Raw genomic sequence first — 22,226 nt, 5'->3', positions numbered from 1 at the left:
CCTTATAACGACATACGCATAATGTCATCAACACCGTTCATCACTTTGTTGCGCATCTGCAACAACATCTCAAAACTGAGTGAAGCTTTCTGACTGGCAACCATAGCTCCGACCAAATCATCGCTGCGACCGGCATCCACTGCCGCCATCAACTCAGAAGCTGCATTTTGTTCGGCATTAATGCCGCGGATCACCTGGGTAAAATCGCTGGCAAAACCACTGTCATTGACGGCTGTCGGTGCCATCACTTCATTGCTGGCGATCTGTTTCAGATCGGCAAACTGAGTGAGTAAACTCTGTTGGGTATCAATTGGAGTAATCATAGGATGTCCTTTTCAGTCTCAGGCCACTGCATCAATATCAACACCATGCTCACGCATAGCAGCCAACTTATATCTTAAGGCTCTGGTGCTGACACCAAGCGCCTGTGCTGCCTTGGCGCGATGTCCTTTGCATTGGGTCAGTACACCAAGAATGTAATCAAATTCGGCATTCTTTTTACTGCGTTTTAAATTATTGCAAGGCGCAACCTCAGCCACTTTTGACTGCACCGGTAAATTCAGATCCATGGCCTGAACTTCGATACCACGGGCCATCACCAGGGCTCGTTGCACCACATTTTCCAGTTCACGCACATTGCCGGGCCAGTTGTATTGCAGCAGCAACTGTCTGGCTTCTTTGCTCAGCAGGTATTTCCCATCGGCATACTTTTGAATAAAAAACTCAGCCAGCGGAATAATATCGTCTCTACGTTCACGTAAAGCCGGCCAGCTGAGGGGCAGAACATCGAGACGGTAAAACAAGTCCTGGCGGAATAAACCTTGTTCGACCAATAAACGTAAGTCTTTGTTGCTGGCAGTAATAATACGAAGATCCAGCTTAATCTTCTGATTGCTGCCAAGCCTTTCCAGCTCCCGCTCCTGCAACACCCGCAGCAATTTGGCTTGCAGTGCTAACGGCAACTCAGAAATTTCATCCAGCACCAGAGTGCCGCCATTGGCACTTTCAAATTTACCAATCTGCTGACTGACTGCACCGGTAAAAGCGCCTTTGTTATAACCGAACAACATGGCTTCGAGCATATGCTCAGGGATGGCGGCACAGTTGACGGCTACATAAGGTTTGTCACGACGCGGTGATACATTGTGGATATAACGTGCCAGCCGTTCTTTGCCGGTGCCGGACTCACCGTGCAGCAGTACTGTTGCGTCAGTTTGTGCGGCACGATTAGCCAGCTGCAGCACCTGACGACTACCTGCAGAAACAGCAACCAGCTCTTTTAAACCCAGACTCATTGAAGCCACATTGCGTAAAATATTCTGTAACTGTTTGGTATTAAAAGGCTTTAACAGATAATCTATGGCGCCGTTATTCAGACTTTGTGCTGCCAACTGATGCTGGGTTTTATCCACCAGCACAATGATCTGACAGGACGGGTAACGCTTTTTCAGTAACAACACTAAATCCGGCATACTAATTTCAGACAGTTCAGTCGCCAGAGCCACTATATCGGGCTGCTGATGGCTGCAGCAGTTCAGCAAGCCGGTTAAATCTGCAGCGTATTGCAGCAGGTAACCTTCAGTCTTGATACATTGCTGCACTTCCGCGACCGGCTTGCATTGTTCAATCCACAATAACTGTTTCATGTTCATGTGCTGTCTGTCCTTAAGCTGGAGTACGGATCAGGCGGATCATCACCCGTCTGTTGTGTTTAGGCCCACCATAGCCAACGGCCTGGGGATATCTGTTACCGTGCGCACGAATTTCTATTTTTTGTTTATTCACACCAAATTCAATCAGGCGGGACGCGACTTCGTCGGCTCGTTCTTCAGACAAAACTCTGTTGGCAAGACTGGTCGCTGCGTCGTCACTGTGACCATCAATCAGAACTTTCCGAACTTTTTTGTCTTGTTGGATATAGCTGGCTAATACACGGAGGTGAGCAATATTGTCGGCATCAGCCAGTCTTTCGCCTTTTGGATAAATCAGCTGATATTCCCGCGCCTGTTCCCAGCGCAATGGCAATAAACCGGCGATGCAAGTCTGAAATTGTTGCAAAGCCTGCTCAAACTTCAGATTTGGCACTGTCAGATCAATCACCTGATCCGGCAGATCGAGACTCAGTTTCAGCCAGTAGCCCTGTTGCAACTGTTGCATAATAAGTGGAATTTGTTCAGTAAAACGGGCGAGTTTGGTGGACGTGAAAGAGGGAGAAAACCGCACCGCAGGCGCAAGTTGTTCCGGTTGCCAACCTGCAGTCACCACTTGTCCCTGTACATCCTGCAACTCCAGATGAGTGGCGTCGAGCTGCAGCTGCATTTCAATATGACGGCCTGGTTCTTTGGCAAAAGCCAAAGTCGCCATCAAGCCGAGTGGTTGTGACATGCGGCATAAAAACTGATCGCCACTGATTTGCCAATGAGATTGGTCCACGGCAGGCACATACTGCTGGTCAGCATTTGATAAGGCTGGCGTGAGCCAAAGGCTCATCAGAAGTTCAATCACAATATTGCCGTCCTTTAAATTACTATCACTTGCAACGGGCAATGAATGCCGGACACAAACCAATAACAAATTAAAAGCAACGCGCAGGAGCAAGTAGCGGTACCAGAACATACATCATGGATACCAAACTCACTTTGATAGGTACAACAGCAGGTTTATAACAAAACCGACAGTTAACCTCAAAGATGCTGCTTACTAATGCAACCCCGCTATCGATAGGATCCTAGCAGATCCCTTAGACCGGTGGCTTTGCGTCCTGACCTTTCGGCACAGTTTGCCTTTTAATTTTTAAGCCTGATTAAAACGCCTGAAATTCAGTAGAATCTGAATCTGCGCTTAACCGCAAAAATTATCGCTAAAAAAATCTGGTTGTTCTTTAACCATAAATTTCAATTAGTTAAAACTTATTGTTTGTCACCAATTGAGGTTAAAGCCACCAGATTTTGCACTTATTTGTCCCTAATTCAATAACTTTTTATCATTAGAATTAGATGAAGTACGCTGGCAATATAACACGATCCTTTTGTAATGCTCTAGGGATTTATTTTAAATAATGCGTCGAATCTACAACTTTTAGCGACAAATGACAGGTAAATAATTAAAGTTTTCCTGATTTTGGTCGCATCAGCCCAAAGTCCCTAATATATTCACCCGTACTGTCTCCGGGATTTCATTATAAGATAACACCACCAATGTGCCCTGAGTAAAAGTTCTGGCGTATCTGGCCAATAATGGCCGAAGCTGGGGTAACACCACCAGAACAGGCTGATAACCCAGCCTTTGCATCTTGTCTTTCACCTGAGGCATTGCCTGTTGAAACTGGCTGAGCAGGTTAGGTGCCACCGGAAAACTATCCAGTGCAACTTTACCTGACTGCATGGCCTGATTCAGTGCACTTTGTAAGGTTTGTTCGAGTTTTTCATCCAGACTAAAAGCGGCCAGCTCTTCATGTTCACCCAACACTTGTTGTACTAACGCCCTTTGCAGAGCACAACGTACGTCTGACACCAACAAAATAGGATCTTTGGTCATTTCGGCACTGTCCACCAATGCAGTGGCGATAGTCACCACATCTGCGAGCGTCACCTGCTCTTTGAGCAACAATCTGAACACTTTTAACTGCAGATTGGCGCTGAGCACTTTATCCAGATTTTCGGCCAGTGTTGGCGCCACCTGTGCCAGCCTTTTATTCAGTTGTTTGATATCTTCAAACATAAATAACTCGGACAGATTTTCTTTCACCACTTTGCCAACATGGGTGGCGATGACTGTTGCAGTATCAACCACCGAATAACCCAGATTAAGTGCCTTGGCTTTTTCTTCAGGTTCTATCCAAACCGCATCCAGGCCGTAAGCTGGGTCCCGCGCTACTTCTCCGTCCATCTGACCGTAAGTTTCACCAGTGTTCAGCGCCAGTAGTTTTTGCGGTTTTAACCGGCCGCCACCAATAGCTATGCCAGCAAGTTTAATCTGATATTCCTGTGGATTCAGTTTCAGGCTGTCACGCACTCTGACTTCAGGCAACAGAAAACCAGCCCCTTCCGACAAGGTTTTACGTACCCCGCGTAATGTTTGTAACAGCGTTTCTCCCTGGTTTTTGTCAGCCAGATACACCAGCCTGAAGCCAAGTTCGACCGATAGCCTGTCAGTATAAGGGATATCATCCCAACCAAGCGGTACCGGCGCCTGGCTGATTTTTTCTGTCAGGGCCTCAACTTCTGTATAACTTGCGCGGTCAACTTTTTGTTGCATGCGCCAGGCCGCAAAAACCAAGGGTGCAGCAAAACTCAAAAATGCGGCCGTAGGCATACCGGGAACCAGGCCCAACACCGTCATCACAGCACCAGCGGTTAGCAGCACTCTAGGCGCAGCCAGTAACTGCCGGCCCACTTCGTCCGACATTTCGCCTTCGTCATTCATCCTTGTGACGATAATGGCAGCAGCAACCGACATCAGCAGTGATGGGATCTGGGCAACCAAACCATCACCTATCGTCAGCAACGCGTACAGCTGGAAGGCTTCACTCAGGCTTAAGCTGTGCATAAACACACCTATAGCCACACCACCCAACAGGTTGATAATCAGGATAACCAGACCGGCGATGGCATCACCACGAACAAATTTGGAAGCACCGTCCATCGAACCATAAAAGTCCGCTTCTTTTGCAATCACTTCCCTGCGCTCTTTCGCCTGTTCAGGCCCAATCAGTCCTGAGTTCAGATCGGCGTCAATCGCCATTTGTTTACCTGGCATCGCATCCAGTGTAAAACGGGCAGATACCTCGGAAATACGTTCGCCACCTTTGGTAATAACAACAAAATTCACCACCATCAGAATGACAAACACGACAATACCCACCACATAGTTGCCGCCTATCACCACTTCACCAAAAGCCTGGATCACCCGACCCGCCACATCAGTGCCTTCATGGCCGTTGAGTAATACCACCCGGGTGGAAGCTACGTTTAATGTCAGCCGCATCAGGGTTGCAACCAGCAACACTGTTGGAAATACGGAAAAATCCAAAGGTTTTTTCGCCGAGACGGCCACCAGCAAGACAATGATGGATAACACAATGTTAAAGGTAAACAGAATGTCCAGTAACCAGCCTGGTAACGGCAATACCACCATGGCCAGCACAGCCAGCAACAACACAGGGATAGCGGTATAAGGTTGGGACAAAGTACGCCAGTTCACAATGCATTTCCTCGTTCATTGGCCTGCTTCAGCAGGCTGGCCGGTATAGTTATTTCAGGCAGTGGTGCCGGCTTGTAGCCACGGCCTTGTTTATACGCTTTAAGCTGCATCACATAAGTCAGCACATAAGCAACAGCGGTATACAACCCACGCGGCACTTCCTGATCCACTTTGGTTGAAAAATAAATGGCTCTGGCCAGCGGCGGCAGTTCGAGAATTTCCAGCTGATGTTGCTTGGCAACGTCGCGGATCCGAAGGGCTATCTGATCAACACCTTTAGCGACCACATAAGGTGCCTTGGCTTTTTTTTCTGAATATTTTAATGCCACCGCATAATGAGTAGGGTTGGTGATAATCACATCTGCAGTTGGCACCTTGTCATCAATCCGACGGCTGGCTATCTGATATTGGATTTGTCGGATCCGGCCTTTAATTTCCGGATTACCTTCAGTGGATTTTCTTTCGTCTTTCACTTCCTGTTTGGTCATTTTCAGTTTGCTGCTGACTTTATGTTGCTGATAAGGAACGTCAATCACAGCCACCAGAATTAACACTACTGCCATCACCATCAGGCTGAAAGACACCAACTCCAGCCCTTCTCTGGCTGCTATGGTTAAGTCCATCCGTTGCAAAAACATCAGCCTTTGCGCCAGATGGCTCATCAGACCCCATAAACAACCACCCAATAACAGCACTTTGACTATCGACTTGGCCAGTTCAACCAGACTTTCAGACCCAAACATCCTGCCTAAACCAGCAATGGGGTTCATATTGCTGAACTTTGGACCCAATAATTTTCTGGAGAAATTCATGCCCCCCGGAAAAATGCCGCCTATCCAGCTGGCAACAAAAAGGGTAAAGAAAAATGGTAAACCGGCCGCCAGCATCTGCAATATTGCATTGGCTAAAGCACCGGTCATCAAATCATCCTGTTTTAACGAATCTTTATTCAGCTGCCAGCTGCTTTCTACCAAACGCAGGAATAAGTCCATAAACATATCGGCAAACCACAACATGGCTGAACTACCCATCAGGATCACCAGGGCTGTATTAAGCTCTTTCGAGCGGGCAACCTGGCCTTCCCTTCTGGATTTTCGTTTCCGTTGTTCGGTGGGTTGTTCCGATTTGGTCTGACCGGTGTTTTCTGACATGCTTAACCCATCGCCTGACGCATCAGCATAAATACATATTCAGCCAGGCTGAAGAAGTGGCTTCCCATCTGATACAAAGTCAGATAAACACAGACAAAACCAAGTAACAGCGCCATCGGAAAACCAAGCGAAAACAGGTTCATGCTGGGAGCAGAACGACTGGCAACACCAAAGGTTAAATTCACCAGTAACATGGCAATAATGGCAGGCAGAGCCACAGTTAATGTCGCCCCAAGCATCCAGCCAAACAGCGCAATAAGCGCCGCCAAATCAACCTGGTACAAACTGCTGCCCACAGGCCACAAACTAAAACTGTCTACCATCAGCTGCAACGAAATTAAATGGCCGTCAAAGGCAAAAAACAACAACACTGTCATCACCCAGAACAGCTGGCTGAGTACTGACACCTGATCACCACTGCCGGGATCCATCATCATGGCCATAGATAACCCCATTTGCATCGAAATAGTCAGCCCAACCAGTGCCAACACATCAAACAACATCCGCACTGCCGCAGCCATCACCAGCGCAAAAATAATTTGTTCGCCTGTGACAATAGCGCCTTCAACCGAAAAAGGGTCAACCGGTATCACCTCAACATAAGACGACAATAAAAAACTCAGAAACAGCGCCGTAATCACTCTGGCTCTGGGGGCAACTGCCGGATTGTCATAGACAGGCAACGCCCAGAAAAAAGCAGCCAGCCGGATAAAAGGCCACCAGACAGTACCAAACCAGACCATCAGCTGATCGCTGGTCAGATTCAGTAGTGCATTCACCCAATGGCTCCCGGGATCATCAGGCTAAGCGCGGCAAAATAATCCAGCAACTTTTGAATCATCCAATGGCCGGCAAAAACCACCATCAGCAATGTCAGCAACATGCGCGGCAAGAAGGTCAAAGTTTGTTCCTGAATCGACGTTGCCGCCTGAAAAATAGCGACCACTATACCCAACAACAAACCCGGCACTATCAACACCAGCAATATTTCAATGATCATAAAAATGGCGTTACTCACCAGCTCTATGGCCATCCCGGTATTCATGGTGCGGCCCCAAAAGTGGCCGACAAGGTCCCTGCCACCATAGACCAGCCATCCGCCAACACAAAAATCATCAACTTAAACGGCAAGCTGATAATTAATGGCGACAACATCATCATCCCCATCGACATCAGCACGCTGGCAACCACCAGATCGATGATTAAAAAAGGGATAAACAACATAAACCCAATCTGAAAGGCAGTGGTAAGTTCACTGAGCACAAAAGCAGGTAACAACACATCAAAAGGCACATCTGCTGCCGCCATGGTGGTTGGCTCTTTGGCAATTTTCAGCACCTGATGCAGTTCATTTTCCCGTACCTGAGCCAACATAAACTGCCGCACCGGAATTTCTGCTCTGGCAATGGCCTGTTCCAGCGTCATGGCGTCAGCCTGATAAGGTTTGACCGCATTCTGGTACACATCCTGCCAAACCGGACGCATAATTAATAAACTCAACATCAGCGCTATGCTAATCAGAATACGGTTTGGCGGGCTTTGTGCCAGTCCAAGAGCCTGACGCAAAATAGCAAGCACAATAATAATGCGGGTAAATGAGGTCATCATCAGCACAATACCGGGCAACAGGCTCAGCACCGTCATCAGCAATACAATTTGCAGCTTCACGCTGTAATCTTGCCCGGTTTCGCTGTCTTTCACCGACAACAAGGTCAAATCTTCGGCAGAAAGACCAAAAGGCAACAACAACAGTAGCAGTGTAAAAACGGCAACCACTGTTTTAGCCATTATCGACGGGCTCTTTATTGCTGCTGACAAACTTCAGACCATATTTGCCATTTACCATCACCACTTCGGCTTTGGCAAACAACACCCCGTTTACTTTTACATCCAGTGGTTCACCCACGGTTTTTTCCAGCGCCAGTACGTCACCGGCCTGGGCTTTGGACAATTCTCCCAGTGTTACCTCGGCACTGGACACTTCCAATGTGACGGTCAGCGGCACATCCATAAAACGGGACATGCCATTGCCGCCAGACACAGATTTGGCCGCTTTGCTTTCTCCAAACAGATCATCCATTTCCAGCATGTCCAGATCGGCCAGCGGATTAGCGTTGTTGTTTTGCGTTTCGCTCATTATTTACTCTCTGCAATAGTGCTGATTTGGAACATTAATTGGTTGCCTTCTTCGGCGACAACACCATAAAACAAAGTTTGTTTGCCAAGCCTGAACGGCATGTCGCTAAACAATTCCAGTGGCAACACAGCGCCCTGTAGCCATCCTTCCAGCTGCTGCACAGTGACTTGTTTACGTGCCATTTCAATATGAGCTTGCACCGGCACCCGTTCCCAATCTGTTAACAACGATCCTTGTGGTAATGGTGGTTCGTATTGAGGGACTCCGGCGCTGTCGGCCAGAAACAACTCCACAGGCAGCCAGATAAACCAACTGACGACTGTATTGTCGAGGATAAAACGTACTTTAAACGGCATGTACGCATAAGGCTCAAACTGCAATTGTTGTTTATAGACGTAAGCTGAAATCGGCAGATGTTGATTAAATAAAGATTGCATCAGCACCTGTGTTTGCTTTTGTAACAACCGGCAACTGATGCGCAGTTCGGAACTGCTGAGTTCAACTTTTTCTATCAAAGATTGTGCTTCACCGAGCTGACCGCCTAAGCACAGGTCGGCCATATTGTGTACCGCCTGAAAATCGATCGACATATAACAGACCAAATCTTTTTCCAGCGGTAAGGTTGAATCGAGCAGCAGCACGCCGGGTTCGGCCAGCCACTGCTCCAGACCAACACTGCTGCATAAATTCACGTCCAGACTGAACTCAACGTCTCTGAGCATCCGACCCAGTTCAACCTGCAGCGCATTGCCATAATCGGTCAGTTTGCTGCGGGCAACCTGACTGGCCATTTCAAAATGCCGTTGTTGTGCTGTCAGTGCATAAGGCTGTAACACTGCCGCCTGTTCACCTTTCAGCAGTTTATTAACTTGTGGTTTGTTACTACTCATCAGATTCTACATACCTGTATGCGTATCAAGGCTATTGGGAAGCACTGGCCACCAAACGGAAATGATCATGTTTCTGCATAAAAGCCATACGACGTAATTTTCGCAATAATCGCAGCCTGACGGCGTAATCCTTGCCAAGCCATTGCAATCCAAGAAACTCTAGCTTGTCATTGACCTTTTTGCGATATCTCACCATAGCTTTTACTTTAATATCATTGTCATACATCACCCAAAACTTATCTGGCACCTTATCAAGAGTCGGCACCAACAAACCACAACCACCAATACTCATATCTTTGACCACGGCAAAACCTATCTCGCCGCCAAACAAAGAATCACGTAATAAACGCACCGAAATGCCTTTTGTCTGGCGCTCCAGCGACTGCGCCGGATCGTAAAAATACCAACGATAAAACTGACGACCACCCTGCTGGCGTAAATACGGCATAAAATTCCTAAGATTTAGTTCTGAGCACAGGCTCGTTTTTGCGGGCAGCTTCAGCCGCCTCATCCAGTGCGTTGTTTTCTTTTTCGGAAGAGAACATATCCAACAACTGTTGTTCTGCTTTTTTGGTCAGGATCAATAATTCAATACGACGATTTTCGCTGGCTCCCGGCGCAGTTTTATTCAGTAACATAGTTTCAGCAAAAGCACTGACCTGAGCGATACGCTCCGGTGGCATACCACCAGCCGCCAGCACCTGCCGGGCTTGTAACGCCCTGTCACCTGAAAGCTCCCAGTTGCTGTACTGACTGCTGTTAAAGCTGGTGCCATCGGTATGGCCGGATAACAACAACTTATTCTGAATTTTGCTAAATACAGGGCCCAACTTCAGTAGCAGATCTTCAAAATAAGGTGTCATCTCCACCTGACCCCGCATAAACATCTGTCTGTTTTCACTGTCGCGGATAATGACTCTTAAGCCGGCAGGGATCTGCTCCACCATCAGATTGGCGTCTGCTTTGTTTGTTTCAGCAAATTCACGAAACGCCTGGGCCAGAATGCTTAAATCTGGTGGCGTATCATATTGCCCGCTAATCAGCGAACTGAGTTTATCTCCCTGACCTGCTGCAGGTTCCCTTTTACCTTCCGGCACTTCGAGGTGAGCCGACATGCCAGCAACATAAGTTTGCTGCGGTTCATGGTTGGATACTTCCATCTGCACCGGCGACGGGGTGCCGCCAAGGTCGACCGGATAAGGGCTGTTCACAGTATCAAATGGGTCGGTGTGTCCACCGAGAATCGACTGGGTCCGCATAAAAGTCGCAACTTTGACCCGCTCTTTGACGGTAGAAACTTCAAGGATCCACAACACCATAAAAAAAGCCATCATGGCCAAGGTAAAATCGGCAAACGCGACTTTCCAGGCACCGCTGCTTTTTTCTCCGTTCCCCCGTCGCGCCGAACGGCGGATAATGACTGGTGCTGTTTCGTTCATCAGGCCGCCTTGTTATTAATCCAGTTTTCCATTTCAGTGAAAGAAGGTTTAATTTCTTCATTGATCAATTTACGACCACAATCAGTCGCAATCACAGCCACATGACCTTTCATGTGTGCCACCAGCATGGCCCTTACACATTCCAGTACGGCAACTTTCTTTTTCACATGAGATTCCATAGCGGTGCTTAATGGTTCAAACAAACAATAACAACCGAAAATACCAATAAAAGTCCCCACCAGTGCTGCGGCCACATGGTAACCAATGCTGGTCAGCGGGCCGTCCAGATGTTGCATAGTGATGATAATGCCACCTACCGCCGCCAAAATACCAAAACCAGGCATAGCCTCAGCAATGGTATGTAAAGAGTGACTCGGCTTAAGATGCTGATCTTCAATATGAATAATTTCCTGCTCCAGGGTGGCATCTAAATCGTGTGGCGCACTTTTTGTCATACTGATTAAACGCAGGTTGTCGCAGACAAACATCAATAAATCCGGATTTGCCAGCACTGCAGGGTAAGAAATAAAAATAGAGCTGGTTTCCGGGTTTTCGACATGATCTTCCAGTTCACGAAAACCTTTGCTGCGAATGGTTTCCAGTAACTGGTACATCAGCAACAATAATTCTTTGTATAACTGTGCCTGATCGGGTTGTGCCACAAACTGTGCCTTAATCTGCTGCAGCATATCTTTGAGCACATATTTGCTGTTGCCAATAATTAAAGCTCCAACAGCTGCACCAAAAATAACAACAAATTCAGCGGGTTGCCATAACATTGCCGGGTTACCACCGGCGATCATAAAACCTCCGATCACCGCAGCCAGCACCACTATCAATCCAACTATTCTTTGCATTGCCTTAGCCCTACTCTGTTACCACTGTGACAGTTTTTTGTTCAGCATCTCGATGGACTGCTTGTGCAGTTGACACACTCTGGACTCGGTCAGCTCCAGCACCAGCGCGATTTCTTTCATGTTCAATTCATGGCTGTAATAGAGGTGCAACAGCAACTTGTTGCGCTCCGGCAAGTCAGCCATCGCTTTTTTAAGTGACATTTTCAGTTCAAGCCCGGACAAGGAGGTTTCCCCCAATTCGGCGTGCTGTTGTTGCTCCAGCAGCGTATCCAGACTCTCCATCGATTCGGCCTGATCCAGATACATCAATTCATGCAGCCTGACATTATCAATACCCAGATGCAGACTCAGTTCTTCATGAGTCGGCGCCCTGCCGAGCTGCCGCATTAACTCCCGGCTGGCATCACGAAACTGATGAGCCTGCTGCCGTTGTTGCCTGGCCCGCCAGTCGGTGCGCCTGAACTCATCAAGCATGGCACCGCGCACTCTTTTAAAAGCATAAGCTTCAAAAAACTCATCAGGTTCACGCCCATAACGACGAATGGCAGACAACAAACCTAATAAGCCAACCTGCAGCAGGTCGTCGCTATCAACCATAGGACCCGATAAGCTGCGCAGATGCGCCGCAGCACGCTTGACCAGAATGCTGTACTTCTGCAGCAGCTCATTTTCATTGCTGACCGCCTGAGTGCCGCTACATTGTTGCTCTGCGTCTGACCATTGATGCTCTGCCAACATGCTTCACCTTACTGAATAAACATATTAGTGATCAGCACCTTATCTAATTGGTGTTCGTACTTGTTTTCTTCCAGCGCTTTATTAAATTTCACCAGTATTTCTTGCTGCACCTGTGCCACCTGCTGCATGGCAACCTTCACTTCCATATGACTGGTGGTCGCAAAATGTTCCACCAGCACGTTACGCAACAAGGGCGTTGCTTCTTTTAAAGCTTCAATGGTACTGGCTTTGTGGCTGACCAAAGTCAATTCCAGCACCAGATATCTGGAATTGGGGTCGCTTGCCACACTCATGACAAATTTTTCCATCGGATGAAATAACGGCTGCACACTCAGCACTTCTTCTTTTTGCTGATTAAAATTTGTTTGAAACCAATAATAGGCACCACCTGCACCACCAACCAACAAAGTTAAAAGCAGCCACACCAATTTTTGCATCTGTATTTTCCTTTACGCCTTAAGGCATTAAACCAGTTGATTGACTAAACCCGTTGTTGCAGACAAAGCAATATCCGGGTTTTCTGCTTGCTCTACACCGGCAATATTAGCTGCAATTTCATCACCCGACTGCGGCTGACGTTCACGCTGCTGCTGAGACTGATTATCTGGCCCCATTCTGAGTTCTATCTGGGTATCCGCACCCAGTTTGTGCTGCAGATTACTGCGCAATAACTCCAACCCTTGCTGCATTGCTTCTTTTAGCTGACCGTTACTACTGTTGAGCTGCACTGTTAACTTCTCGCCTTCGAGCTGAATACTCAGATCAATACTGCCCAAAGCGGGTGGATCTAATCTGATCACCGCACGGTTGACTCCCAGCCCAAGCTGCACATCCACCTTGTCACTCAGCAAAGAAAGCAACCTTTGGCCAAAACGGACCGGATCGGCCGGCATAGGTTCAGATTGCCATTGATGCTGGGTATTTTGCCCGCTATGACTCAATACAACGGACTGCTGTGCAACTACCGGATTTGCTTCAATACCGGACGGGAAAGTGGAAAAAGGCAACGCCAGACCAGGTGCTGACTGAGGACTATTAAATGCGATAGGCTGTTGCTGCGAAAACACTGCAGCTGCCAAAGGGGAACTGATTTTGCCAGCTGATGTTGCAGTGAAAACTTCAGGCATAACTTTTGGTTGCTGCAACCGGGTCGCAGCTGCCAACAGTGTCTGATCTCTCTGCTCAGTCGTTGGGGATGGACCAGGCAATGGCGATAGCAGACCTTGTTGTGCAGGGATAGCCGTTGCTGTTACCTGCACTGGCAATGGAGCAACGTTTTGCAACTGTGTCGCCAAAAGACCGGGATTAGAATTTGCAACATCGCCGCCAGCCTTAGTGCTATTCACCAAAAAAGCCTGCAACTGCGGTGAAATCTGCGGTTTTACCAGGTCACTTTCGGTAATTTCCGCTAAAGATGGCGGCGGCGACAAGCTGGCGCCCGCCATATTAGTCACAAAACTATTGATATGCAGTGACTGACTCTGGCTGTAAGCAAAGGGCGAAACTTTTGATTGGCTGACTGGTAAGGCGGTTGCAACAAGCTCTGCAAGGCCTGTACTTTCAACAATTTGGGATACTTCAGTATCTGTCGGGTCCGGCGCAGCACTCTGTGGTAATAGCGGTGTCTGTAATGGGTCAGCAATATCAGCAGGATAAGGCTGCTGCAATAACAGCGTCAAATCCATACCATAAGCCGATGACTGCTGACCTGATTGATCAGCCTGATCATCAACTGGCTCAGCTTGCCCCGGCAACACAAGGTTTGCACTGGTAGCTGTGCCAGGCAACGGAGCTTTAGTGTTCACACTAAGCGGCAACATCAGCTTCGACTCTGTGTCGTTTGCTGATATGCCAACACACCAGCCTTGTTATCATTAAATTCTTTCATCTTTTGCTCCAGCTCCAGTTGTTGCTGTTTAGCTTGCTGAATCATGTGCTGATAATTCAGTTTTAATGCCTCAAGTTCTGTTTTAATCCGCACATCTGACCCATGCTGACTGAGTTGCTGCACCAGCGCAGTTATTTGCCGGTCAAATGCCTGTACCTGCAACCATTTTGCAGCGTCTACTGCTTGTTGCATTTGTACAAGCAACTGCTGCAACTGCTGGATTTGACCATTTAAGCGGCTTGACTGTTGCGGCATGAGTACACCTGATGGGATTGAATCTACCGATGAAGCAATAAACGTTCCACAACATAACCATATGAAATAAAACAAATTTAAATGAACAAAATGCTTAAAGGAGGAAGGAAAACTTCCGCAATAGCGGAACCCTGACTGTTGCTTCCCCTCATCACAGCCCAAACACAACAGAAGTTCACAATGCTGCGTCCTCTTGCCCCAACAAATGCTGTCAGTCCTGCAGTCTGATGTCGTTTGTTGTCGTTTGTTGTCGTTTGTTGTCACCAACAAAAGCAGAGATATTTTGCAAAAGTGTGACCGGTAAAAAGACACAAAAAAGCCGGGCAGCAGGCCCGGCTATTTGATACAAAGAGAAAAATTGACGCTGAACTAACTCCGGGCTAACAGTCCTTGCCAGCCCTGTTGCAAATCCGTCATCACTGCACGCACCGGTGCTAACATTTCAACGCTGTTTTTTAAGCTGGCTTTTAAAATTTCCTGACCGCAGAACTCATACAAAAGGTGCATATTCACTGCAACTTCACCACCTTTCTCCTGATCCAGCGACGCGTCTAACCCGCCCAGAATTTTCAGCAGTTTTTCAATACCCTGAGCTTTTTTATCATAACGTTTAGCTTCGATATGGCCTTCAACTCTGGCCAGTTCATCGAGAAAACCATCAAACAACATCAAAACCAAACTGTGAATATCAGCGCCTGATGCTTTTACATTCACACTGGTGTTCTGGTAGGCCTGATAACCTTGTGCAAAATCCAACATAAAAAAACCTCTGTTATCCGAAGTTCGACATCGAGCTTTCCAGCTGCGCTATCGTGACCTGCATTTGTGTAAACTGCGCTAAATACCTTTTGTAGACCAGATCCATCGAATAATCATGGCGTTTTTGATTTTTTGTGACCAGATCCAGACTGGCTTGCAAGGTTTTTTGTTTGTCTGTCATCAAACCAAAACGCTGAGTATAGGGTTCAAGCCGATCTTGCATGCCACTGAAAAAGCCGGTATCGGATACCAACATTTTTTCGATTTTGGCTGGGTCATCTGCTAAGGCTTGTTGCATTTTGGCAGAATCAATAGATAACACACCATTCTTGTCAAACTTAATGCCAATAGAGGTTAACGGAGTGCCATCATACAATTGCTGGAATGACTGCCGCATTTGATTGCTGATACTGCGCGCCATACTGTCGGTATTTAAACCGTCATCACTACTGATTTGTTTCACCAAAGCATTGTAGTTATCAACAAATTTTTTCAGTTTTTCTTCAACAGCTTTGGGGTCTTGCTGGATACTAATTTTGACTGGCTGGTCAGCCAATGCCTGCGCTTGTTTTAAATCAAGAGTAACACCATCAATGACATCGGTCAGCGAATTGGATGCAGATGTGACTGTAATTGGGTTTTGCGCACCGACTTTAATAATGGCGTCTTGTGCGGTTTTTAACTCAGTTGCCCCGGCAACTGCAGCAGTGATATCAGCACCGGAATTATCAACACCAGGCACAAAATTGAGGCTGATAGTATTGGCCGCACCGGAATCTTTGCTGGTTAACAACAAATAAGACTGGGCGCCGCTTCGCATCACAGTCGCCTGCACACCACTGTTGTCAGCTGCATTATTGATAGCCGTTGCCAAATCTGAGATATCAGAACCGGCATCCAGAGTTGATAAATCAACCGCAAAAGAATCGCCTGCCACAGTGAGTTCAAACTGACCATCTGTCGGTAACAAGTCGGCGCTGTTAAAGGCCAGAGACAGCTGATGGTTCTGTGCCAGCTGTTGTACAAAAATTTCATAATTTCCGGCAACAGCTGTGCTGCCAGCCGTTACGCCCAATACCGTATCAACACTTGTTGTGGCGGTATTGCTGAGTAATTCGTTATTAGTGGTAAAACCTGTCAGCAGATCTCTCATGCTGCCTAGCGAAGTTTCCAGTTTTTTATAAGACGCCAGCAGGGTTGTAAACCTGTTTTGTTGTGCTTTTAACACACCATCTTTGCCAGCCCGCTCAATTTGAGTGTACTGCTGAGCGAGGTACGCGGGGTCAATACTGGAAAATGCCATAATGTATTCCTGCAAAAAACAAAGAGCCGAACCAAGGTCCGGCTCCCGGATTTATGATTAACGTAACAGCTGAGCAACCATTTGAGTTGTGGTATTGGCTGTAGTTAATACAGAAATACCAGAGTTCATCAGCAGTTGTTGTTTAGTCATATTAGATGTTTCTTTCGCGAAGTCGGCATCCATCAGCATACCTTTTGCAGCATCAGTGTTTTCCGCCATGTTGCTCAGGTTATTGATAGTGTGGTCCAAACGGTTCATATAAGAACCGAGAGAAGCACGGGCAGCACCCACATCTGTTAACAGGGTGTCTACAGCCGTCATTGCAGTTTGTGCTGTTGCAAAGTCAGTAATAGCAGCAAATGCAGCTACAGAGGCGTCAACAGCAGTAATATCGGCGCTGATATCCACAGCCAGGGTTTCAGCAGTTGAAGCACCAATCTGGAAAGTCACTGCAGCAGTAAATTTACCACCGGCAGCAAACAGATTTGTACCTGCACCATAAGCAGTGTTTGCCATGATGTTGGTTAATTCGTCTTGTAATGCAATAAACTCATTGCTTAATGCAGTGTATTCACTGGTAGAGTTGGTACCGTTTGCGGCCTGGGTTGCCAGTTCTTTCATCCGGAAACCAATATTGGTCATTTCATCAAAAGCACCTTCCGCGGTTTTTAACATCGAGTTCGCGTTGGCGGCGTTGCTCATGGCAGTTTCCTGACCCACAAGCTGAGCGTTCAAACGCGTAGCGATTTGTAAACCTGCAGCATCATCTTTTGCTGAGTTAATACGAAAACCTGAACCTAAACGTTCTAAAGCAACACCTAAACCTTCATTAGTACGATTTAACTGATTGCGGATAACGGTTGCTGCTGCGTTTGATTGAATTGATAAAGCCATTGTGAGTTCTCCTGAAATGATGCTCATAAACTTAGAGCGACGCCGCAGCTTAGAAACTGAAATTAATTTTTAGTTTTTTTTAGAAATTGTCTTAAAACAGACTTAGCACACTTAAAAACATCATAAATTCAATAAGTTAAACCGATATTTATTCAAATGAATAAAAATAATGCAGCCAGTTTCGCAAAAAATAACAGCAGGCAACCAATGCCGCGGCAAACTTTTTAGCTGAAAAGCGTTCTTGTTACGCACTGCAATAAGGGCAGAAACTGATACACTCGGACAAAATGCGGGCTGACAACCGGGCATGATCAAAGAGAAAAAAGCTGATGAACGACTGCTATCAACACAACATAAAAGTGATCAGAGAGCGCTGGCCATTATTGGCTTCGCGGCTCGATGAGCTGACAAGCAACCCTTGCCAACTTGAGGTCGCGCTGGCAGAAGGTAAAGATTCAACCTTAGTTGTTGATGGTATTCAGCTTACCAGCAGGCACGATCGTCAGCAGGAAGCACAACAACAAGCGACGCAGGTTCAAGGGCAACAATATGTAACACTGTACGGTACAGGGCTTGGGGATCTGCAACAGGTACTGTTGCGCCAACCATCCCTGATGGGGTTACAAATCAGAATAATGAACGAAGCAGTATTTTCACTGGTGCTGCAACTCGTGGATCAAACAGGCTGGTTAGAGGACCCAAGGGTGCATTTAGCCATGGCCGGCGATGATAAAGAACTACAGCCTCCTTATGTGGTTTTGCCATCCGAACTGGTGTTGGTCAGTGATTACAACCGCAAAATCCGCCATCGTTTGAGCAGCGAACTTGAAATAAATAATGTTTCCGGGCGACTGGCTACAACTATTGAACCTCTGCTACCACGCCTGCAACACAACCGGCGCTATTGGCAACAAGATAACCAAGTGCAACAACTCTTTCAGAGCCTGCAAACCGGGCAACAGGCCTTTGTGATTGCAGCAGGCCCATCACTGGAGCAACATTATCAATTCCTGCAAAACTGCCGCAAGCGACCAACTCCACCGGTGATTATAAGTGTAGATACTGCAGTTAAGGCTTTGTTATCAAAACAGATAGTACCGGATATAGTGGTGACAGTGGATTATCTGGTCAATAATCGCCATTTGCCGACAGCGCAACTACCATCTGAATGCAAACTGGTGTATTTCCCGATGACAAGCACGGAAATTCTTACTGGTTTCCCGGGCAAACGTTATGTCGCCATGAATGAAAGCCAGATGTTTGCCACCATTCGCAACCAACTCACTGCAGCCAGGTTGTTTATGCACGGCAGTGTGATCCACCCGGCCACAGATTTGGCTGTACAAATGGGCGCAACTGAAGTGGTGTTTTTTGGCGCTGATTTTGCTTTTAGTCACAACAAAACCCATGCCAGCTGGCAGGACGGTGAAATTGGCATTCCATACCAACAGGCAACAGAGTGGGTGATGAATTTTTATGGTGAAAAAGTACCCACACTGCCTAACTTTATGACTTACCTGATTGGTTTAGAACGTTATATCAGGCGGCATCCTGCTGTAACTTTTTACAATACATCCAAAGCTGGTGCTTTTATTGACGGCACCACTGATTACCCGGGGTTGAGCTGATGATGAACACCTTAACAGACTGCAGCAACCAGGCCAGACAGCTTGCGCTGCAATTTCGTCTTGGTAAAAACACCCAGGCGGCTTTGGATATGGCCACAATGGTCAATACGCTGATCGTTATTTTCCCATCTTCACAACCACAACATATCAAGCTGCTGCAACAGATCCTGGGTCAGTGTTTAGATTGCCAACAACGCCAGGATTGGCTGGCACTGGCCGACTATCTGGAATACGAATTACAGGAATTGCTGCAACTTTGCAGTTAATTCCTGTTTTTTATCATACTTCTTCAATAACATTTGCGGCTCAGCTACAACAGCTCTGTCGCGCTTTGCCTGCTTGAGAGAAGCAGCCCCTTATTGAACTGCTGCAGCAGTCATTTTAGCTGTTTAGTTCCGCCGGTTTTCATCTGAATTTACCTTCAAGAAGGCCAATGAATCAGCCAATAACGGCAACTGCAGTTGATATTTTTCTGACAAATAAAGTTTCTCATCAGCAAACCTCAGAATTTTTCTTTAACGTTCAGATTGTTATTCATGATGAGGCGTTTTCACGACCACATCAGCATAAAAACTGTATAGACACACAGCTGCATGAGCTATTTTTATTACTCATTCTTCACCAAAAAGTCACAAGGAGCTGTGATGAACACATCAACCGCAGTACTTATTGCAGGACAAGCAGGTTTATTGGTGTTAATTATGTTGTTTGTTGCCAATTTACCGGCAGTAGAGCAGTTCAGTGAAAAACAGTGTTACCAGATGCAAAAAGAACTGGATGGCAACAGAGACACGCAAAGGCGTGGTTTTAGTTTAAAAAATGCCGATGCACTAAAAGCCGCTGAACAAAGCCTGTCACAACAGATTTATCACCATTGTGTCAAACCTATTACCAGCCCTGCCCCGGGCACCAAAAATCGCATTTTTCCTGTTAAAAGACGACCTTATGAATACGTCAGCAACATAGCTGCGGACGCGCCAATGTCGGCACGCCAGTTTTTTGCGTCAGCCGTTGAAGTCAGAGCTCCTTATCAAGGCCGGCAACTGGCGGAATGGCTGAAATATTATCAGGAACCCAGATCCTGTTATGGTGTACAACAAACGTCGCAAATTGTTGAATGTGTGAACAACAGACAAAAAGCACAACGTCGCTTTGAAAAGCAGTGGCAACAACTGCGCAGTCAGATCTTGTCTGACCAGCGAACGCAATGATAAGCTCCGACCAGTTGCAACGGAGCAACATCATGAGCGGAGACAAGCAAGCGAATGGCAATCAACTTAAAACAGGCAAACCGCGAACTTTGGTGGTTCGGCTGGCGTTATATACCATTGATTGGTTTTTGCTCGCCCAAAATCCGTCATATCAGTGAACATAGCCTGACTGTCAGCATCCCTCACGGCTGGCGCACTAAAAACCATCTGGGCAGTATTTATTTTGGTGCGTTGGCCATTGGCGCCGATCTGGCGGGTGCGTTTTTAGTGTTCAGTAAAGCCAAAGCCCGGGGCGTGAATGCAAATTTTGCTTTTAAGGACGTACAGGGCGAGTTTTTAAAACGCCCGGAAGCTGAAGTTTGGTTTACCAGTGATGATGGTGCTTTGATCGACACTATGATTGATGAGTCTCTACAAAGCGGCCAACGCGTTAACAAAACTGTCAGTGTCAATGTCACCTGCCCCTCATTGCATGGTGATGAACATATGGCCAGGTTTAAACTCACCTTATCTATCAAAGCAACCGTCAAAAACCGCTAAACCTGCTTATTCCCGGCGGTGTTGTTTCTTCCGACATCACCGCCACTGCCGGTGCAACAGTGGTTGTGTTTAAGCAAAAAGCCGTCACCAGTCAGGTTGCATTTTTCAGGACAACATCAGCCCTGGTTCAACAGTCCGAAAATCTTGGCAGCAGCCTCAAGCTGCCGTGATACTGACAACACCAACCTATGTTGTTAAAAGTTTGCAGCATCGGCAGCACAGACGTAAAATTCAAACTTTCTCTTTAGTTCAGGCTTCGTTATGCAGCATCTACCAGGCAACCTGTTTATTTTGTCGGCCCCAAGCGGCGCTGGCAAATCCAGTTTAATTCATGCGTTATTGGGTCAACACGACGATATGCAATTAAGTGTTTCTCACACAACCCGTGCGCCCAGACCCGGCGAAAGTGACGGTGTGCATTACCATTTTATTTCAGTTGATGAATTCAAAACATTAATCGAACAAGGTGAATTTCTGGAATGGGCCGAAGTTTTTGGTAATTATTACGGCACGTCCCGGCGTGCTATTGAACAAGTGCTGGCAAAAGGCCGTGACGTATTTCTGGATATTGATTGGCAAGGTGCGAGGCAAATTAAACAGCAGGTGCCGTCGGTACGCAGCATTTTTATTCTGCCACCCAGTGTCGCTGAGCTGGAACGACGACTGAATCAGCGCGGTCAGGATGCTCAGGAAGTGATCCAAAAACGCATGCAACAAGCAAAAAGTGAAATCAGCCATGTGGTGGAATACGACTATGTGCTGGTGAACGCCGACTTCCAGCAATGCCTGGCCGAGTTACAGCATGTGGTTCTGAGTCACCGCTTAACTTTGCAGAAACAACAACAGCGGCAGCAGGCTTTGCTGACGGACCTGTTGGCGAATTAACCGAAATAGCGTAGACTATGCGGTCTTGTCAGAATTTGAATACCGGAGTGGTAAATGGCTCGCGTAACAGTTGAAGATGCAGTAAATAAAATTGGTAACCGTTTTGATCTGATCCTGGTTGCAGCGCGTCGCGCCCGCCAATTATCAGTTGAAGGCAAAGAAGCAATGGTTGATATCGAGAACGATAAATCAACAGTTGTTGCATTAAGAGAAATCGAAAAAGGTTTTATCACTGCCGCCATCCTTGATCAGCAAGAGCGTCGTGACCAGCTGCAACAAGAAGCTTCAGAAATGGCTGCTGTTGCCGCTATCATCGGCACCGAGCAGTAATATCTCCAAACCTTCTGCATCAGGCAGAAGGTTCAGCCCCGGCGGCAATGATGCCGGGGTGTTGTTTTGTCAGCGCCCCCATCGTTCTTTTCCTGTAACCCTGTTCTCCCGTTGGCAAG

26 protein-coding genes and 1 riboswitch are annotated in these 22,226 nt (G+C 47.0%); of the genes, 6 read left to right on the top strand and 20 right to left on the bottom strand.

Annotation, left to right across the window (positions count from 1 at the left end):
• Positions 1–2 precede the first annotated feature (2 nt).
• The 20 genes from RCH83_RS06115 to RCH83_RS06020 form a co-directional block, all read right to left on the bottom strand.
• Complete coding sequence (locus RCH83_RS06115; RefSeq protein WP_306520082.1) at positions 3–323, bottom strand: flagellar hook-basal body complex protein FliE; 321 nt, start codon at positions 321–323, stop codon at positions 3–5.
• An 18-nt stretch (positions 324–341) separates the two neighbouring features.
• Complete coding sequence (locus tag RCH83_RS06110; protein WP_306520080.1) at positions 342–1,652, bottom strand: sigma-54 dependent transcriptional regulator; 1,311 nt, start codon at positions 1,650–1,652, stop codon at positions 342–344.
• Positions 1,653–1,665: 13 nt separating this feature from the next.
• Complete coding sequence (locus RCH83_RS06105) at positions 1,666–2,505, bottom strand: OmpA family protein (protein WP_306520078.1); 840 nt, start codon at positions 2,503–2,505, stop codon at positions 1,666–1,668.
• 196 nt (positions 2,506–2,701) lie between these two features.
• A riboswitch (cyclic di-GMP riboswitch) is annotated at positions 2,702–2,794 on the bottom strand.
• Positions 2,795–3,129: 335 nt separating this feature from the next.
• Positions 3,130–5,202, bottom strand: a complete 2,073-nt coding sequence (gene flhA, locus RCH83_RS06100) for a flagellar biosynthesis protein FlhA (RefSeq protein ID WP_306520076.1) — start codon at positions 5,200–5,202, stop codon at positions 3,130–3,132.
• A complete protein-coding gene (gene flhB / locus RCH83_RS06095; protein ID WP_306520074.1) occupies positions 5,199–6,353 on the bottom strand; it encodes a flagellar biosynthesis protein FlhB in 1,155 nt (384 codons plus the stop codon). Before flhB ends, flhA begins: the two co-directional genes overlap by 4 nt.
• A gap of 2 nt (positions 6,354–6,355) precedes the next feature.
• Positions 6,356–7,132: a flagellar biosynthetic protein FliR gene (gene fliR, locus RCH83_RS06090; protein ID WP_306520072.1), complete on the bottom strand. Its 777-nt coding sequence runs from the start codon at positions 7,130–7,132 to the stop codon at positions 6,356–6,358.
• Complete coding sequence (locus RCH83_RS06085; protein ID WP_306520070.1) at positions 7,129–7,398, bottom strand: flagellar biosynthetic protein FliQ; 270 nt, start codon at positions 7,396–7,398, stop codon at positions 7,129–7,131. Before RCH83_RS06085 ends, fliR begins: the two co-directional genes overlap by 4 nt.
• The gene (gene fliP / locus RCH83_RS06080; protein WP_306520068.1) at positions 7,395–8,141 is read right to left on the bottom strand and encodes a flagellar type III secretion system pore protein FliP; all 747 of its coding nucleotides are present in this window, start codon (positions 8,139–8,141) and stop codon (positions 7,395–7,397) included. The genes RCH83_RS06085 and fliP overlap by 4 nt, the downstream gene beginning before the upstream one ends.
• Entirely contained in the window at positions 8,134–8,490 is a 357-nt protein-coding gene (locus tag RCH83_RS06075) for a FliM/FliN family flagellar motor switch protein (protein WP_306520066.1), read from the bottom strand. The genes fliP and RCH83_RS06075 overlap by 8 nt, the downstream gene beginning before the upstream one ends.
• Complete coding sequence (locus RCH83_RS06070; protein ID WP_306520064.1) at positions 8,490–9,380, bottom strand: FliM/FliN family flagellar motor switch protein; 891 nt, start codon at positions 9,378–9,380, stop codon at positions 8,490–8,492. Before RCH83_RS06070 ends, RCH83_RS06075 begins: the two co-directional genes overlap by 1 nt.
• Positions 9,381–9,411: 31 nt before the next feature.
• On the bottom strand, positions 9,412–9,828 hold the full coding sequence (locus RCH83_RS06065; protein ID WP_306520062.1) for a PilZ domain-containing protein: 417 nt from the start codon (positions 9,826–9,828) through the stop codon (positions 9,412–9,414).
• 7 nt (positions 9,829–9,835) lie between these two features.
• Positions 9,836–10,819, bottom strand: a complete 984-nt coding sequence (locus RCH83_RS06060; RefSeq protein WP_306520060.1) for a flagellar motor protein MotB — start codon at positions 10,817–10,819, stop codon at positions 9,836–9,838.
• A complete protein-coding gene (gene motA, locus RCH83_RS06055) occupies positions 10,819–11,676 on the bottom strand; it encodes a flagellar motor stator protein MotA (RefSeq protein WP_306520059.1) in 858 nt (285 codons plus the stop codon). The genes RCH83_RS06060 and motA overlap by 1 nt, the downstream gene beginning before the upstream one ends.
• A gap of 18 nt (positions 11,677–11,694) precedes the next feature.
• Positions 11,695–12,414: a FliA/WhiG family RNA polymerase sigma factor gene (locus RCH83_RS06050; RefSeq protein WP_306520057.1), complete on the bottom strand. Its 720-nt coding sequence runs from the start codon at positions 12,412–12,414 to the stop codon at positions 11,695–11,697.
• 8 nt (positions 12,415–12,422) lie between these two features.
• Positions 12,423–12,851: a flagellar basal body-associated protein FliL gene (gene fliL / locus RCH83_RS06045; protein ID WP_306520055.1), complete on the bottom strand. Its 429-nt coding sequence runs from the start codon at positions 12,849–12,851 to the stop codon at positions 12,423–12,425.
• Between the two features lie 27 nt (positions 12,852–12,878).
• The gene (locus tag RCH83_RS06040; RefSeq protein ID WP_306520053.1) at positions 12,879–14,234 is read right to left on the bottom strand and encodes a flagellar hook-length control protein FliK; all 1,356 of its coding nucleotides are present in this window, start codon (positions 14,232–14,234) and stop codon (positions 12,879–12,881) included.
• Positions 14,234–14,557, bottom strand: coding sequence for a hypothetical protein (locus tag RCH83_RS06035; RefSeq protein WP_306520051.1), 324 nt, complete (start codon positions 14,555–14,557; stop codon positions 14,234–14,236). Before RCH83_RS06035 ends, RCH83_RS06040 begins: the two co-directional genes overlap by 1 nt.
• Before the next feature lie 369 nt (positions 14,558–14,926).
• Positions 14,927–15,316, bottom strand: coding sequence for a flagellar export chaperone FliS (gene fliS, locus RCH83_RS06030; RefSeq protein ID WP_306520049.1), 390 nt, complete (start codon positions 15,314–15,316; stop codon positions 14,927–14,929).
• A 13-nt stretch (positions 15,317–15,329) separates the two neighbouring features.
• Complete coding sequence (gene fliD / locus RCH83_RS06025; protein ID WP_306520047.1) at positions 15,330–16,619, bottom strand: flagellar filament capping protein FliD; 1,290 nt, start codon at positions 16,617–16,619, stop codon at positions 15,330–15,332.
• Positions 16,620–16,676: 57 nt separating this feature from the next.
• On the bottom strand, positions 16,677–17,513 hold the full coding sequence (locus tag RCH83_RS06020; RefSeq protein ID WP_306520045.1) for a flagellin: 837 nt from the start codon (positions 17,511–17,513) through the stop codon (positions 16,677–16,679).
• 329 nt (positions 17,514–17,842) lie between these two features.
• Between RCH83_RS06020 and RCH83_RS06015 the strand changes: the two genes are divergently transcribed.
• The 6 genes from RCH83_RS06015 to rpoZ all read left to right on the top strand — a co-directional run bounded on the left by RCH83_RS06015 (position 17,843) and on the right by rpoZ (position 22,107).
• Positions 17,843–19,141, top strand: a complete 1,299-nt coding sequence (locus RCH83_RS06015) for a motility associated factor glycosyltransferase family protein (RefSeq protein ID WP_306520043.1) — start codon at positions 17,843–17,845, stop codon at positions 19,139–19,141.
• Entirely contained in the window at positions 19,141–19,407 is a 267-nt protein-coding gene (locus RCH83_RS06010) for a hypothetical protein (RefSeq protein ID WP_306520041.1), read from the top strand. Before RCH83_RS06015 ends, RCH83_RS06010 begins: the two co-directional genes overlap by 1 nt.
• 378 nt (positions 19,408–19,785) lie before the next feature.
• Entirely contained in the window at positions 19,786–20,352 is a 567-nt protein-coding gene (locus RCH83_RS06005; protein ID WP_306520040.1) for a hypothetical protein, read from the top strand.
• A gap of 54 nt (positions 20,353–20,406) precedes the next feature.
• The gene (locus RCH83_RS06000) at positions 20,407–20,892 is read left to right on the top strand and encodes a DUF4442 domain-containing protein (protein ID WP_306520038.1); all 486 of its coding nucleotides are present in this window, start codon (positions 20,407–20,409) and stop codon (positions 20,890–20,892) included.
• A gap of 261 nt (positions 20,893–21,153) precedes the next feature.
• Positions 21,154–21,777, top strand: a complete 624-nt coding sequence (gene gmk, locus RCH83_RS05995; RefSeq protein WP_306520036.1) for a guanylate kinase — start codon at positions 21,154–21,156, stop codon at positions 21,775–21,777.
• 54 nt (positions 21,778–21,831) lie between these two features.
• On the top strand, positions 21,832–22,107 hold the full coding sequence (rpoZ, locus tag RCH83_RS05990) for a DNA-directed RNA polymerase subunit omega (RefSeq protein ID WP_306520034.1): 276 nt from the start codon (positions 21,832–21,834) through the stop codon (positions 22,105–22,107).
• Positions 22,108–22,226: the final 119 nt, after the last annotated feature.

This window comes from Rheinheimera sp. (assembly GCF_030824435.1).
GTDB lineage: Bacteria > Pseudomonadota > Gammaproteobacteria > Enterobacterales > Alteromonadaceae > Pararheinheimera.
Note: the sequence above shows the minus strand (reverse complement) of the source record. Positions and strands in the feature narration are given on the sequence as shown.